This window comes from Leptospira noumeaensis, from assembly GCF_004770765.1.
In the GTDB taxonomy this organism is placed as follows: domain Bacteria; phylum Spirochaetota; class Leptospiria; order Leptospirales; family Leptospiraceae; genus Leptospira_A; species Leptospira_A noumeaensis.
The window spans coordinates 228,860-242,697 of the sequence record NZ_RQFK01000011.1; the positions used below are offsets into that span (position 1 = coordinate 228,860).

At 41.1% G+C, this 13,838-nt stretch carries 15 protein-coding genes and 1 tRNA gene; 7 read left to right on the top strand and 9 right to left on the bottom strand.

Annotation, left to right across the window (positions count from 1 at the left end):
- Positions 1-2: 2 nt before the first annotated feature.
- The 4 genes from dnaG to EHQ24_RS04245 form a co-directional block, all read right to left on the bottom strand.
- Positions 3-1,814 carry a DNA primase gene (dnaG, locus tag EHQ24_RS04230; protein ID WP_135600442.1) on the bottom strand — a complete coding sequence of 604 codons (1,812 nt, stop codon included), beginning with the start codon at positions 1,812-1,814 and terminating at the stop codon, positions 3-5.
- A 12-nt stretch (positions 1,815-1,826) separates the two neighbouring features.
- The gene (locus EHQ24_RS04235; protein ID WP_135600443.1) at positions 1,827-2,282 is read right to left on the bottom strand and encodes a GatB/YqeY domain-containing protein; all 456 of its coding nucleotides are present in this window, start codon (positions 2,280-2,282) and stop codon (positions 1,827-1,829) included.
- Positions 2,283-2,301: 19 nt separating this feature from the next.
- Positions 2,302-2,520 carry a 30S ribosomal protein S21 gene (gene rpsU / locus EHQ24_RS04240; protein WP_002973784.1) on the bottom strand — a complete coding sequence of 73 codons (219 nt, stop codon included), beginning with the start codon at positions 2,518-2,520 and terminating at the stop codon, positions 2,302-2,304.
- 87 nt (positions 2,521-2,607) lie between these two features.
- Positions 2,608-3,432, bottom strand: a complete 825-nt coding sequence (locus EHQ24_RS04245) for a hypothetical protein (RefSeq protein WP_167483043.1) — start codon at positions 3,430-3,432, stop codon at positions 2,608-2,610.
- Between the two features lie 105 nt (positions 3,433-3,537).
- Here EHQ24_RS04245 and fbp point away from each other — a divergent pair, with 105 nt between their 5' ends.
- Together fbp and EHQ24_RS04255 are read left to right on the top strand one after the other, a co-directional pair.
- Positions 3,538-4,572, top strand: coding sequence for a class 1 fructose-bisphosphatase (fbp, locus tag EHQ24_RS04250; RefSeq protein ID WP_135600444.1), 1,035 nt, complete (start codon positions 3,538-3,540; stop codon positions 4,570-4,572).
- Positions 4,573-4,625: 53 nt separating this feature from the next.
- A complete protein-coding gene (locus tag EHQ24_RS04255) occupies positions 4,626-4,910 on the top strand; it encodes a hypothetical protein (RefSeq protein ID WP_244310292.1) in 285 nt (94 codons plus the stop codon).
- A 173-nt stretch (positions 4,911-5,083) separates the two neighbouring features.
- Here EHQ24_RS04255 and EHQ24_RS04260 read toward each other — a convergent pair whose 3' ends face one another.
- Entirely contained in the window at positions 5,084-6,367 is a 1,284-nt protein-coding gene (locus tag EHQ24_RS04260; protein WP_135600445.1) for a hypothetical protein, read from the bottom strand.
- A gap of 106 nt (positions 6,368-6,473) precedes the next feature.
- Between EHQ24_RS04260 and pdhA the strand changes: the two genes are divergently transcribed.
- Genes pdhA through EHQ24_RS04275 form a run of 3 tightly spaced genes read left to right on the top strand, consistent with a single transcriptional unit; the run spans position 6,474 to position 9,790 of the window.
- The gene (pdhA, locus tag EHQ24_RS04265; protein ID WP_135600446.1) at positions 6,474-7,460 is read left to right on the top strand and encodes a pyruvate dehydrogenase (acetyl-transferring) E1 component subunit alpha; all 987 of its coding nucleotides are present in this window, start codon (positions 6,474-6,476) and stop codon (positions 7,458-7,460) included.
- Positions 7,461-8,435 (top strand): pyruvate dehydrogenase complex E1 component subunit beta, encoded by a 975-nt coding sequence (locus EHQ24_RS04270; RefSeq protein ID WP_135600447.1) that lies wholly within the window; start codon positions 7,461-7,463, stop codon positions 8,433-8,435.
- An 11-nt stretch (positions 8,436-8,446) separates the two neighbouring features.
- Entirely contained in the window at positions 8,447-9,790 is a 1,344-nt protein-coding gene (locus EHQ24_RS04275; RefSeq protein WP_135600448.1) for a pyruvate dehydrogenase complex dihydrolipoamide acetyltransferase, read from the top strand.
- A gap of 22 nt (positions 9,791-9,812) precedes the next feature.
- Here the strand turns inward: EHQ24_RS04275 and EHQ24_RS04280 are convergent, their stop codons facing one another.
- Positions 9,813-10,022, bottom strand: coding sequence for a hypothetical protein (locus tag EHQ24_RS04280; RefSeq protein ID WP_135600449.1), 210 nt, complete (start codon positions 10,020-10,022; stop codon positions 9,813-9,815).
- Between the two features lie 129 nt (positions 10,023-10,151).
- On the opposite strand from EHQ24_RS04280, the gene fliG reads away from it, so the two are divergent.
- The gene (gene fliG / locus EHQ24_RS04285) at positions 10,152-11,171 is read left to right on the top strand and encodes a flagellar motor switch protein FliG (protein ID WP_100742779.1); all 1,020 of its coding nucleotides are present in this window, start codon (positions 10,152-10,154) and stop codon (positions 11,169-11,171) included.
- Between the two features lie 14 nt (positions 11,172-11,185).
- Here fliG and EHQ24_RS04290 read toward each other — a convergent pair.
- Positions 11,186-11,262 (bottom strand) — tRNA-Asp (locus EHQ24_RS04290).
- Positions 11,263-11,365: 103 nt separating this feature from the next.
- On the opposite strand from EHQ24_RS04290, the gene EHQ24_RS04295 reads away from it, so the two are divergent.
- A complete protein-coding gene (locus tag EHQ24_RS04295) occupies positions 11,366-12,040 on the top strand; it encodes a CDP-alcohol phosphatidyltransferase family protein (RefSeq protein ID WP_135600750.1) in 675 nt (224 codons plus the stop codon).
- A 102-nt stretch (positions 12,041-12,142) separates the two neighbouring features.
- On the opposite strand, the gene EHQ24_RS04300 is transcribed toward EHQ24_RS04295, so the two are convergent.
- Both EHQ24_RS04300 and EHQ24_RS04305 read right to left on the bottom strand, forming a co-directional pair.
- A complete protein-coding gene (locus EHQ24_RS04300; RefSeq protein WP_135600450.1) occupies positions 12,143-12,997 on the bottom strand; it encodes an ankyrin repeat domain-containing protein in 855 nt (284 codons plus the stop codon).
- Positions 12,998-13,107: 110 nt separating this feature from the next.
- Positions 13,108-13,755: a TetR/AcrR family transcriptional regulator gene (locus EHQ24_RS04305; RefSeq protein WP_135600451.1), complete on the bottom strand. Its 648-nt coding sequence runs from the start codon at positions 13,753-13,755 to the stop codon at positions 13,108-13,110.
- Positions 13,756-13,838: the final 83 nt, after the last annotated feature.

Here is a 13,838-nt window from a genome sequence, read left to right on the forward strand (position 1 = left end):
CTTTATACTTCTAACGTTTGGATCGTTCGGAGATACACGGATCTCTTATTTTTTTCACTTTTTAAAAGCGAAAGTTCTGACAGAAGATTGTTCTTTTCTTCAATCGTTAAGTCAGGTTTGGCCATCTCTTTGACAAGTTCTTCCATCCTTGCGTCATCCAACAAATCCGCATGGTAAAGAAACATCCCTTTAAATAATCCTGGTGACGTCGATTCATCGGCCGTAAAATGTTCGGCGATCATTCCCAGGTATTCCGAAGGAATTTCTTCCCTCGAAAGAATCTCAGCAGCTGTTAAGTTCTCATTCTGCAAATACTTCGTATATAAATAGTCCCAAAGAAAAGCGGATACTTCATCCCGAAATTCTAAGCCTAACAAATCATCAGCGAAACTAAACAGTTCCAAATTCTGAATGAGCATTGCGATCATCTTACGTTCACAAACCAAAATAGGAGATAGTTTCCCCGGTTTGGCCGCCGCCCGTTCTTTTTTAGTATCGACCATGGAGGGGGTCGAAGTTACACCTGGTTTGCCACGAAAGTCCTGAAAAAGCGAAGAAAAAGAAAGTCCGAGTTGGCGCGCCCCTTCTTCTAAATAGACTTGTTTGTCCGTTTCTTTTTCCATGGGTTTCAGGAATTCAAAGAGTTTTTTGACACTGGCCTGCTTTTCTTCCGCCAAAGAGGAAGGGCCGGCACCACCTAGGATTTCGCGAATCATAAATTGGGAAGCAGGAGCTGCCGCTTCGAGTAAATCCCGAATTTCTTGTTTGTTATGATGGAGGGAATAATCAAAAGGATCTTTTCCTTCCGGGATATGGCAAACCTTTACCACCACACCTTCTTTCGAAAGGAGATTCACAGCGCGAAAGGCACCTTTGGTTCCTGCTTTATCAGAATCCATCATTAAGTACACTTTGTCCGCCATGTTTTTTAAAATCCGAACATGGCCTTCTGTAAATCCTGTTCCAAGAGGTGCGACGACAAACTCAATTCCTTTCCGGAAAAGGCCAATGGCATCAAACACACCTTCGACGATGACAGCTTCTCTTGTTTTTCTAATTCCGTCTTGGCTCAAATTTAAATTATAAAATGTGCGACTTTTGTCGTAAATGAGTGAGTTCGGACTGTTGATGTATTTTGCTTCTTCTGATTCACCAAGAATCCGTCCCGAATAAGCAATCACTCGGCCCCTTGTGTCAATCACAGGAAACATGATCCGATTTCGAAAAAAATCATAAGGATCTTTGTTTTGGTCTTGTCGTTTGAGAAGGCCTAACTGCTCCCCAAGTTTGACTTCCGCCTCTGTTTTAAACAAATCTTGGCGTAAATTTCCAAACCCTGGAAGGCCAAACCCAATTTTAAAAACTTTTAAATCTTCGCTGTACAATCCGCGTGATTCTAAATATTTTAAAGCCACTTCACCACTTTGTGTATTTAAATTTCTTTGAAAGTATTCTAAGGCTTTTTGCGAAACTTGATACAGTGCTTCTTTTTTTCGTTCCGACTCTTCTTCTTCTTTGGTTCTTTCCACAAGAGGAATTCCAGAATAGTCAGAAAGGATTTCTAAAGATTTGAGAAAGTCTACCTTTTGGTAGTCCATCACAAACCGAAACAAATCTCCAGATGCCTTACATCCGAAGCAGTGGTAAAATCCACCTTCTGCGTTTACATTGAAGGAGGGTGTTTTTTCATTATGAAAAGGACAAATTCCAACGAGGTTTCTTCCCATACGACGTAAGGGAACAAATCTGTTGATATAGGAATCAATGGAGACTTCTCTGCGAACTCTTTCTTTAAAACTTTGGTAAGGATTCACAGTATAACAGTATTAACGGGCGCTAAGTGCTTGTTTAACGAGGGAGGATACCTTGGAGCCGTCTATATTTTGTCCTTTAAATTTTGCCATTACTTTACCCATCACCTTTCCCATATCCTGGGCTCCGCTCACATTCAATTCCACAATGGCTTCGTTGACAGCGATTGAGATTTCTTCTTCGGAGACTTCTTTTGGAATATAACGAGAGATGACTTCTGCTTCCTGAATTTCTTTACTAGAAAGATCAGGACGATTGGCTTTGTCATATTCGACAGCCGTGTCCTTTCTTCGTTTGAAATTGGATTTGAGGATCTGCATCACTGCAGTATCCGTCAGTTCGGAAGCACCGGTTTTGGTTAATTCATACTGAATTTCTGCTTTGATCAGACGCAAAGTGCCGAGGACGGTTTCATCCTTGGCCTTTAATGCCGTTTTTAGATCTGTACTGATCGTATCTTGCAGGGTCATTGCATCACCGGCGGAAAGATTAAAGTTTATCTTTTTTAGCGAATAATCTTTTCTTTTTGTCTCGTTTGCGTTTTGCCGCTTCGACAGCCTTCTTTTTCACAACACTAGGCTTTTCGAAGTATTCACGGCGTTTGATTTCGCTCATAATACCAGCATTCGCACAATCTCTTTTGAACCTACGAAGCGCCGCCTCAATAGATTCCCCTTCTTTTAAATAAATCCCTACTTGTGGGGTCATAGACAAACAACTGTCCTTTTGTAAAAATGGTCTAGTTTTGACGGTATCGGAAACCGCCCTGATTTGTCAATTCAGCCGAAAAACAAATCAGAAATTTTCAATGAAAATAGAGGAAAATCGGGTGTCATCGGCCAAAACGTCCCTGTCGATGGGAAAAATCTTCAGTTTGTAATCCAAAATCAAATGTTTGGACGGAAAGTAAAGCGACCCAAACCTTTGGTTGGCTCCATCTAGAGTTTCTCCGGGACAAAATAAAAAATAGGATCTAGGATTCAGTTGGAAATTAAATTCATTTTCTCTGGTTTCTTTGTGGAGGGTTGTTGTGACTTCCCTTAAAATTTCCTGGCTTTTCACCACTCCCATCGGTTTGAAAAAGGGCGAAAGATCCTGGAGATGGAAAAAGGCAATGACTCCGGATTTGGTCTGTCCAGAAAAGGAACGTTCCATCTTTTTGCGGATCGGCTCAGTGATGGTTTGGAAATCGAGAAGGTTCTTTTCTCGCATGGAAATGCCTGTGGCACAAAAGGTCAAAACCTGGTTGGACAAATCTTCCCAATTTCGTTCGGAAAGTTCTGGTCCGATTTCTTGAACCACAAGGACAAATACAGGAACTTCGCCTTCGGGAAGACGCATGATATTGATTTTTAAGTTTTTCCCTCTTTCGGTAAATGTTCCGAGGGGTTTTGGTTCCATAAATTCCAAATTCCGAACCAGATCCGTTAGTTTTTCAGAAACAAGGCCTCGCAACCATTCTTCTTTTTCGGTTCTGCCAAATTCATAAACAATTTCACCCGCAAGATAAACCCAACCCAAAATGGCACCCACACTGGCAAAACTGATGCCGAGCCTTCTCGAATGGTAGTCTGTCATTTGCATGGAGGGAGACGTATTTACATGAATTGGATCTGTCATTGGAATCTAATTTTAGTATCGGCGGCTCCATTGCCAATCAAAAGGAGAAAGGATTGCTCCTGGAGTTATCCCCCCAAAATGGAGTAAAAACCACTCGGGGAACCTGTGAACGCAACACCGAAACAAAAAAAACTCATCTCTCTATCGCAATTCATTCTAGAAGAGCAACTCAAAATCCCTCACGCTTCCGGAGAATTTACAGCCCTACTCAGCCATCTCGTTTATGCGGCTAAAATTGTCGGTCGTGAAGTGAGAAAGGCAGGACTTTTGGATGACATTCTCGGTGCCACAGAAGACACCAATGTCCAAGGCGAAACCCAGATGAAACTGGACCAATACGCGGACAATGCTTTCAACCAATCCCTAAAAATTTGTGGCCACCTTTGTGTGCTCGCAAGTGAAGAACACGAACACATCATCCCGATTCCTGGGGGATACAATATTGGGAAGTATACCATGGCCATTGATCCTTTAGATGGATCTTCCAACATCGACACCAACGTATCCATCGGAACCATTTTCTCCATCCACCAAAGGTTAGAACCAAATTCAAAAGAACCAGGTGGCGAACGCGACCTATTGCAACAAGGCCATTTACAACGTTGTGCGGGTTATATCATCTACGGATCTTCCACGATGCTTGTCCTTTCCACAGGAAAGGGAGTTTCGGGATTTACCTTGGATCCAAGTGTGGGGGAATTTTTACTCTCTCACCCCAATATGCAAATGCCTGCTTCCGGTGATATTTACTCTGCCAATGAAGGAAATGCATCCTATTGGTCCCCGGAAGTACAAGCTTACCTCCAAAAAATTAAGTCCATCGAAGGTGGAAAAAAACCAAAAACGGCCCGTTACATTGGATCCCTAGTAGCCGATTTCCATAGAAACCTTCTCAAAGGTGGGATTTTCCTTTATCCAAACGATACAAAATCTTCTAAATACCCAAATGGTAAACTCCGATTGCTCTATGAAGCAGCACCAATGGCCTTTATTGCAGAACAAGCCGGAGGAATGGCAGTGACTGTGAAAGGAGAGAGAATCCTTGATCTGACTCCAAAAGAACTTCATGAAAGAACAACGCTCGTTATTGGAAGTAAGAAGGAAGTAGAAGAATTCCTTACGTTCATTCCTAAGGCATAATTTTCGATTCAGATACAGAAATTTCTTTCAAAAGAAATCGCAATCGAGTAGTTTTGGCAGAATTAAAAGATTTTAGGAGAAAACTTTCAATGAATAAAAAACTACTCGTTTTAATTCTTGGTGTGACTATGGCTTCTGGACTTGCTTTCTGCAAAAAAGAAGAGCCAGTTGTTGAAGAAAAAATGGAAACTGTTGAAGATGCGGCAAAAAAAGTATCTACAGAAGTAGAGAAAAAAGTTGATGCAGCTATGAAAACAGCAGAAGCAGAAGCTAAAAAAGCAGCAACAGGCGCCATCAAAGACGCAACAAAAGACATTAAAAAACCTGCTGGTTTCTAAACATCTTTTCTTTGTAAAAAGAAAACCAACCGTTTAACGGTTGGTTTTTTTATTTATAAGTGATTCAAATTTTAATACTCAATTCAAAGTTCCTTTTCAATTTTTAAAGATCGAAATCTTATAATTCTAATCTCTATTCAATTTTCAGTATTTTGAATTTTAAATATCTAAATCTAACTATCTGAATATTTAATTTTTTCATGAAGTTCTTCTTCTAACGCGCATTTGGGATAAGTTCCCACATCCAACGAGATTCCAATATGTCCAAATGGATCTTGTGGAGAAATGATTCTTAAATCCCAACCATTCACAATCCAAGGGCATTGGTAATTTTTATCTCTGCATAAAATCTGTGCGGCTTTTGGTTTTGGATAGGCCCAAGCTGAAGTTTGGAACTTACATTTGTTTTCAATATCTGCTATGGTTCGAATTCGTTTGATGGCTTGGTCAAATTCTTTGAACCGGTCAATCATTGGATCGGCTAGGTCTTTTCTGAATAATCCCTTCTCCGCATTGTAAGTAAACATCACCAGAAGTTTTTCAGAAACATGTTCCTTATCCGATGTTATTTTTAAATTCTCAATGATATAACGAGCAATTTTTAAAGCATCGAGTGTGACTTCTGCCGTATCATCTGCATACTCACCTGCTTCTTCTTCATCGTCACTAGCATCATCTTCCATTCCACTTCCCGTAAGAAGGTCTTGGTTGAGTTGGTGTTTCCTTAGTTCCTCAACGTTTATATTGGCAGGTGATACACCAGGAATTTCAAACCCATTCGAACCATGGTTGTTTATGGCACTAATCACTTCTTCTGGAAGATTGAGTTTCCTTGCAATTTCAAGAGAAAGTCCAACCGCAGAAGTTAAGGAAGAACCAAAAAAACTTTGTTTGTACAATCCTTCTTTTGAAACAGAAATATCGGCACAAAGACCAGCAAGGAAACTAAACCGGTTCACCATTTTAAATCCATATTTTTTTTGAATGACCGCACCCAAACTGATCAGTCCAAAGTCAGCTAAATGATTAAAAAATTCTTTATGGCTTAGTAAAATTCTGAAAAAAGACAAAGCCAATGATTTTGAATAAAATGAATTCTGAATGATTCCTTTGAGGCTTGCCATTCTTTCAGCATTTTGTTCATATAAATGATAGATGAATTCATTGGATCTATCTTCGATTCGACTGAGGATTGCTTTGGAAAGTACCATCCGAAGCATCCGCATCAAATCCTTCGACATGGCAAGTTTGAAAGAAGGAATGTAGTTTCCTTCCATTCCTTCTAACTTCATTAAAATATTTTCTTTGATCGCAACTTTCTCTTTGATTAAAATATTTCCGTTTTTTCCAACAACAGGTTCGCTAAGGGAAACTGATCCTAATAAATCATAATCCACTGCAAAATTTTTAAATTCATTGAATTCTAAGAATTCGATACCAGCATTCGTTATTTTCATAAGTATCCTATGGAAAGTGTCTCATAGAAGAGCCTTGGAGAGCAAGATTTTTGCTTTCCTTCTGCGTCTAAATAGTGTAGTTTTTTAGACGTTTTGGAGGTTCTCGTTGGTTTCTTCTATCCCAAAAGACTCACAATCAGTGAGCGAGTTGAAAGAGTTCTACAGACAAATGGTACTTATACGAAAGTTTGAGGAAGCCGCTGCCAAAGCCTATAGCGTAGGAAAGATTGGTGGTTTTTTACATTTGTACATCGGCCAAGAGGCAGTGGGAGTTGGTTCCATTGCGGCCCTCACCCCAAAGGACTATATTGTTTCGACATATAGAGACCATGGCCATGCTTTGGCAAGGGGCTTAAATCCCAAACCATTGATGGCAGAGTTATTTGGAAAAGGCACAGGTATTTCAAAAGGTAACGGCGGTTCAATGCACTTTTTTGATAGGAACGCTCATTTTATGGGCGGGCACGGAATTGTGGGTGGGCATATCTCTCTTGCCGCAGGGATTGCATTTGCCTCTAAATTTAAAAAAGAAGATTCTGTGACGATTTGTTTTTTTGGAGAAGGAGCTGCCAATATCGGCTCCTTTCATGAAGGCTTAAACCTCGCTGCCATTTGGAAACTCCCCGTAGTATTTATTTGTGAGAACAACCATTATGCGATGGGAACTCCAGAATACCGTGCTCTTGCTGTCAAAGATGTATCGGTGAGAGCATATGCTTACGATATGGCTCGCGATCATATCGAAGGTGATGAAGTGAGAAAGGTAAAAGACCATGTCCAAGTGGCAGTGGAACGAGCAAGACGCGGGGAAGGTCCCACACTCATTGAAGTTTCCACTTACCGGTTTCGTGGCCACTCCATGTCCGATCCGGCTAAGTATAGAACCAAAGAAGAATTAGAAGCGTATAAAAAGAAAGACCCTCTGATGCGAGCAAGACATGAGCTAGAGTTAGGTGGTATTAAAACAGAGGAATTAGATAAAATGGATTTGGAAATCCAATCGCAAATCGATGAAGCTTATCAATATGCAGAAACCTCACCAGAACCTCCGCTCTCTCAATTACACAAGTATGTGTATGCGGAGGATAAATAAATGGCCATCCTAACTTATAGAGAAGCTCTGAACCGTGCCATGGTGGAAGAGATGGAAAAAGATCCACTCATTTACCTGATGGGAGAAGAAGTGGGGCATTACCAAGGGGCATATAAAGTATCCCAAGGAATGCTTGATAGATTTGGAGAAGAAAGAGTGATCGACACTCCCATTTCCGAAAATGGATTTGCGGGGATTGGAGTGGGTTCGGCGATGGTGGGCTTACGTCCCATCATTGAATTTATGACTTGGAACTTTTCCCTTGTTGCCATTGACCAAATCATCAACTCAGCTGCCAAAATGAATTATATGAGTGGGGGTCAATTTCCCATGCCGATTGTCTTTCGTGGTGCCGGTGGTGCGGGAGGAAGGCTTGGTGCCCAACACTCGCAGGCCTTCGAATCTTGGTATGCCCATTGCCCCGGCCTCAAAGTGGTTTGTCCTGCCACACCAAAAGATGCATACGGACTACTCAAATCCTCCATCAGAGACAATAACCCAACGATCTTTATCGAATCAGAAGTGTTATACGGATCCAAAGGAGAAGTCCCGGAACAGGAATACACAATCCCTTTAGGTCTTGGTGAAATCAAAAGAAAAGGTACAGACATTACCCTTGTAACTTGGTCAAGAGCCCTCGGGTTTGCTGAAGAAGCGGCGGCCATTTTAGAAAAAGAAGGAATCTCTGTAGAAATTGTGGATCTTCGCAGTTTACGTCCGTTAGATGAAAATCTCATTTACGAATCGGTCAAAAAAACAAACCGAGCTTTGGTTGTGGAAGAAGGATGGCCTGTAGCAGGATTTGGGGCTCAAATTGCTTACCTCATCCAAAAAAATGCCTTCGCCTATTTGGATCATCCTGTGGAACGAGTGACTCAAATGGATGTTCCTATGTCTTACGCCGCCAACTTAGAACGAATGAGTTTGCCGAATGCAACACGAGTTGCCGATACCATCCGCGAGATGTTACAGTAGGAGATCTGCCAATGGCAAAAATTCAAGAAATGACGCAACTTTCCCCTACGATGGAAGAAGGAACCATTGTGAAATGGTTAAAAAAGGAAGGAGATTCGGTCTCTCCTGGTGACATCATCGCCGAAGTGGAAACTGACAAAGCAGTGATGGAAATGGAAGCCTTTGAATCGGGTGTTCTCTTAAAAATCCTTCATACCGAAGGTGCCAAATTAAAAGTCGGACAGGCTTTGGCTGTGATTGGAAAACCAGGAGAAGACGTATCTTCACTAATCGCTGATCTTCCGAAACCTACACCAAACCAAACAAAGATGGAGGGAACACCCCAAACGGAATCTGATCCCCAAACTGCAAAACCGGCGACACAAGAACCGGTTGCCACTACGATCCCAAAGAAAGATACGAATGCTATCCCTTCTCCGCAAACAAAACCAACCTCGATAAACTCGGTTACCGAGGTAAATTCTGCAAACCGAGGAGGATTAAGAGTTCTTGCCTCTCCCCTTGCCAAATCCATAGCCATTGAACAAGGGATAGATTTACATACGGTGATTGGAACAGGACCTGAGGGAAGGATTACTAAAAAAGATGTTCTGGATACTTTAAACCAAGGAAGTGGAAACTCCCGGTCGACTGGTGTTGCGGCAACTCGTTCCGACGAGGTCGTGACTTTGAATGGAATGCGCAAAACCATTGCCAAACGCCTGACCGAATCCAAACAAAATCTTCCTCACTTCTATTTGAATGTGGATGTAAGTGCCAAAGCAATGGAATCCTTTCGCACAGAACTTTTGGAATTTCAAAAACATTTAGATCCAGAACTCCAAGTGAAGGTCAGCCTGAACGACATTGTCGTCAAAGCGACAGCTGCTGCCCTGAGATTCCATCCCAAAGTCAATGCGAGTTTTCAAGGAGATTCCATTTTACAATTTGGACGGGTGGATGTGGGGATTGCTGTTTCTCTAGACGGCGGACTTTTAACACCCGTTATCCGAAATGCGGATAAAAAATCCATATTAGAAATTTCGAAAGAAGTGAAGGAACTTGCCAAAAGAGCCCGCGAGAGAAAATTAAAACCCGAAGAATTCTCTGGCGGAACTTTTACCATTTCCAATTTAGGAATGTATGGAATCAGTCGGTTCACAGCCATCATCAATGAACCGGAAAGTGGAATCCTGGCAGTTGGTTCTGTGGAAGACAAACCAGTTGTGGAAAACGGGGCCGTGGTAGCTGGCCGAGTTTTGTCTCTCACCCTTTCTTGCGACCACCGAGTGATCGATGGTGCTGTCGGGGCCGAATTCTTAAGAACCCTAAAGAGTTTACTCGAACAACCGAGCCTTATGGCAGGGGTGGTCTAACTCTTAAGATGATGTGAATGGATTAAGCTGCGAAAAAATCAGCGCTTTGGATGTCGGCGATGGGGATACGAACCACACCACTTGCTAAGTTCCCGATCACGACATCGTCCATCATTTGGCGATTTTTATCGAGTTCAATGCTTTTGCCGTCTTTGAGGTGAAGAACGATATCAATTCCTCGGTAGTGGATGTATCTTTCGAGTGTGTTTTTGAATTTGTGTGCTTTGTCCATCTGGTTTCCTGTTCCTTATCTTTGTAACTTACAAAGGGTATCGTACGAATTTATGAGACCTTTAGAAAATTTTGTCTCATTAGGTAAGTTTTTTTTGACAGTATCAGGAAACCGGGAGAATTATGTCACATGAAGCCTGAGAACAGTACATCCGCCACTCCTGGCGTACGGAAAGCCGCCCTCCTCCTTTTATCCCTTGGCAAAGAAAGAGCTGCCGATGTTCTAAAACACCTAGACGACTCCATGCTCGAAGCTGTGATTTTGGAAATGTCTAAAATCCGCTCCATCTCTAAAGAAGAAAGAGAAGTCATTTTAAAAGAATTTCATAATACCATCGAAGACTTAAACGAAACTACATCCGGTGGGCTCTCCACAGCCAAGTCCCTTTTGGAACATACAGTAGGCGCAGAAAAAGCCAATGTGATCCTAAAAAAAATCCATAAAGAAGAAACTAAAAACGATTTTGAATTTTTAAACCAAGTAGAACCAGGGGTTTTACAGGGAATGCTTGGAACCGAATCCCCACAAATCATTGCCGTCACCTTATCGCATTTGGATCCCAAAAAGGCTGCCGATGTTTTGAAACTTTTTCCGAAACCAGAACAGGCAAAAATTGCCGTAAGACTCGCCACCACATCCAAAACCCATCCCGATGTGATCCAAAACATTGCTCGCATTCTCAAAAAACGATACGAAGAAAGAGACAAACAAGAATACTCCGAAGCTGGTGGGGCTCACGTCCTTGCGAACATTTTGAACTTTATGGAAAAAGGGGCCGAAGAAACGATTCTTTCCGAACTCGAAGAATCTTCTCCCGATGTTGCCGACCAAGTTCGTGAAAAACTCTATACATTCGAAGACATTCTTTCTCTTGATAACAAAGAAATGCGAATCCTGATCAATCGTTTGGCAGATGACACTTCCATCTCCCTTGCCATCCGTGGTGCAGGAGATGAAATCAGGAAAAAATTTCTAAACAATATGAGCCAAAATAGATCAGAAGATATTTTAGATGCTCTGGATATGAAACCGCGAGTCACCTTACGAGAGATAAACGAAGCAAGAAGTAAGATTGTGCAAGTGGCTAGAGTATTAGAAGAAGAAAATCAGATTCTGTTTAAGAAAGAAAAAGAAGAGTATATCGAGTAAAGGGGAAAAACCGATGGCGGAGTTGACGGGGCTCGAACCCGCGACATCCTGCGTGACAGGCAGGCACTCTAACCAACTGAGCTACAACTCCATCGGAATAAAGACCAAACTATAGAATCGACTCCGAGAGTCAACACTGTTTTCATTTGTTTTCTTGCCTTTCGTTAGAATTTTTAGAATCTGGTATTGGTTCTATGCAAATCGAAGAAAAAAAAGCCAAAGACCTTTTCCAGGATCGAATCTTTACCCTTTCCAATTTCCTTTCTGTGTCCCGAGTGTTGTTATTACCATTTTTCTTCCAAAGCACTTATACTTACGCACATGATCCGGCGAACGTAAAAGAATTATTTGCTTCCATATTCTATGCACTTGCAGCAGTTTTCAGTGATTATCTAGACGGACTCTTTGCTCGCCTCCTCCATCAAGAAACCACTCTCGGAAGATACTTAGATCCTGTTTGCGACAAACTAGTCACACTCGGTGGGCTCTTTGTGGTCACCATCCATTTTGATTTTCCGAGTTGGATCCTCATTGTTTATTTTATTAGAGAGATCCTCGGTGTTTGGCTAGGTGGGTATCTGTATTTAAAAAGAGGATTACAAGGAAGACCCAACTGGTGGGGAAAATTTGGTGTGGGGATTGTGGCCGTATCAGTGATTTGGTATATGTCTTTGCCTTACTTTTTACAGTTTGGTGCGCCTTATTCTTTTTTACTCCATCCTGTGATCTCAGCTTATGTTTTACTTTTTGTACTCACTGCGGGTGTTGTCGCTTATGTAGTTCGGTATTGGAATATAGTTTTTCATCCGGAAGCCATTGAGTTAGATCCAGAAAATAAAAAACAAGCAAAGAAATACCAAAAGATTTAATTTGATTTCTACGAATGTTTTTATTTGTCTAAACGATTTTAGTCTCAAACAAAATACCAAAAGTAGAAATCAAACTTTTAAATTTTACTTTTTAGAATCCATCTACTTCAAAGTGCCAGTTTGTTTTCTGCGAAGTAAATACCATTCATATAAATTTTGTCCCGTTTCCAGCCAAACAAATTCCGCATAATGGTAGTAAGCACCATCAGCTGCATTCATTGTCAGTGCCGAATAATTTTTGGGATTTTCATAGACACCTTTAGCAATGTCCGCAGACATTTCTGTGACGGCACCTGTAGCAATGTGTTTGTATGTGGTAAGTATTTTTCCATCAGTGGTCTTGGCTTTGGCATCCGTAATTTCGAGTTTTTTCATACCCTTGGATTGTAAGTAAGATAGAAATTCTGGTTTTCCTTGGGATTTTCTAGCTTCGGCCATTTCCCAAATGCTATTTTTACCAGACTTGTTATATACATTTGGGTTAGCTCCGGCTTCTACCAAAACCTTTACTAGCTCAAAATCTGCGTTACGTACTGCATTCCATAAAGCAGTGTCGTAATCGGGGCCAAACGTATATTCACGATATCCAGCAATGTTTGGATTGGCACCTTTTGCCAAAAGTAACTTTGCAATTTTTGCGTTGGCCACTCGGTCAAGAGCTGTTCTTGCACCCCATCGGAATTTCATTTTGAATGGCCCGATTCGATCGGTATAATCACATTCTTTAGAACGATTTTCTACCTTCGCACCTTTATCTAATAATAGTTTCACGAGACTTTCATCACCTTCCATGGCTGCAATGGTGAGTGCGTGGAAACAATCAGAAGTTTGGTTTACATCAGCACCTTCTTCGATCATTTGTTTGGCTTTGTCGAATTTACGATCTTCAATTGTGTAGGGCAAACTCGCACAAGAGACAGAGATCCATAAAAGGGAGAATGGAATGAGTTTTTTCATCCCAATATCTTAGAGGATTTCGTTGAAAAGCAAGCCAAAAACAGCCATTAGGTAGTAAGAATTGTAATATCCTTTTCGGAAGAGTTTAATTCCAAACGACTGTTTATTTTTTAACTGCCCTTCTTCTTTTGTTTGGATTTTTGTTTTGCTAATTTTTCAAATTCTCTTAACCTTAACTTTAGAATCTCTAATGTTTCTTTCATAACTGCTTTACCATGATCCACTTCAATTTCACGGACAAACCGAATGACCATACCAATGGTGTGACTGAAATACAAGGCAAAAGGTCTGACTTCTGATTCTTTTAAGATAGGTAGACAACGCAAAGTTGTTTTTACGATTAATTCGGCATTTCTATATGTATCACGATTGTCTTCAGTTACTAATTCGGGAATGGCCCTGGCACCGGCCCAAAGATTGGCGAGGGCCGGATCTTTTTGAAATATTGTTATAAATTGTTTGAAAGCAATTTCAGCGGCAACTTCCAATTCAACTATGGTTCGCACTGGCTCTAAGATTCTTTTTGTTTCTTCATACAATGAATCGTAATATTGATTCATAATGGTTAACAATAATACACTTTTTCCTGGGAAGTATTGGTATAAGGAACCAATTTGAATCCCTGCTGTTTGCGCAATTTCTCGCATACTCACAGCATCAATTCCCTTTTCACCAATTAATTCCCTGGCAGTTTTTAGAATGAGTTCGACTCGGTCACGACTTCTCGTTTGGACAGGGATTTTGAACTCAAGACTCATAAGAAAAGGAGAATTTCCTGATGATAATTTGCACTTCTTTTTTTACCAAAAGACAGAATTTGATCTTGACCGATTCTAATTTA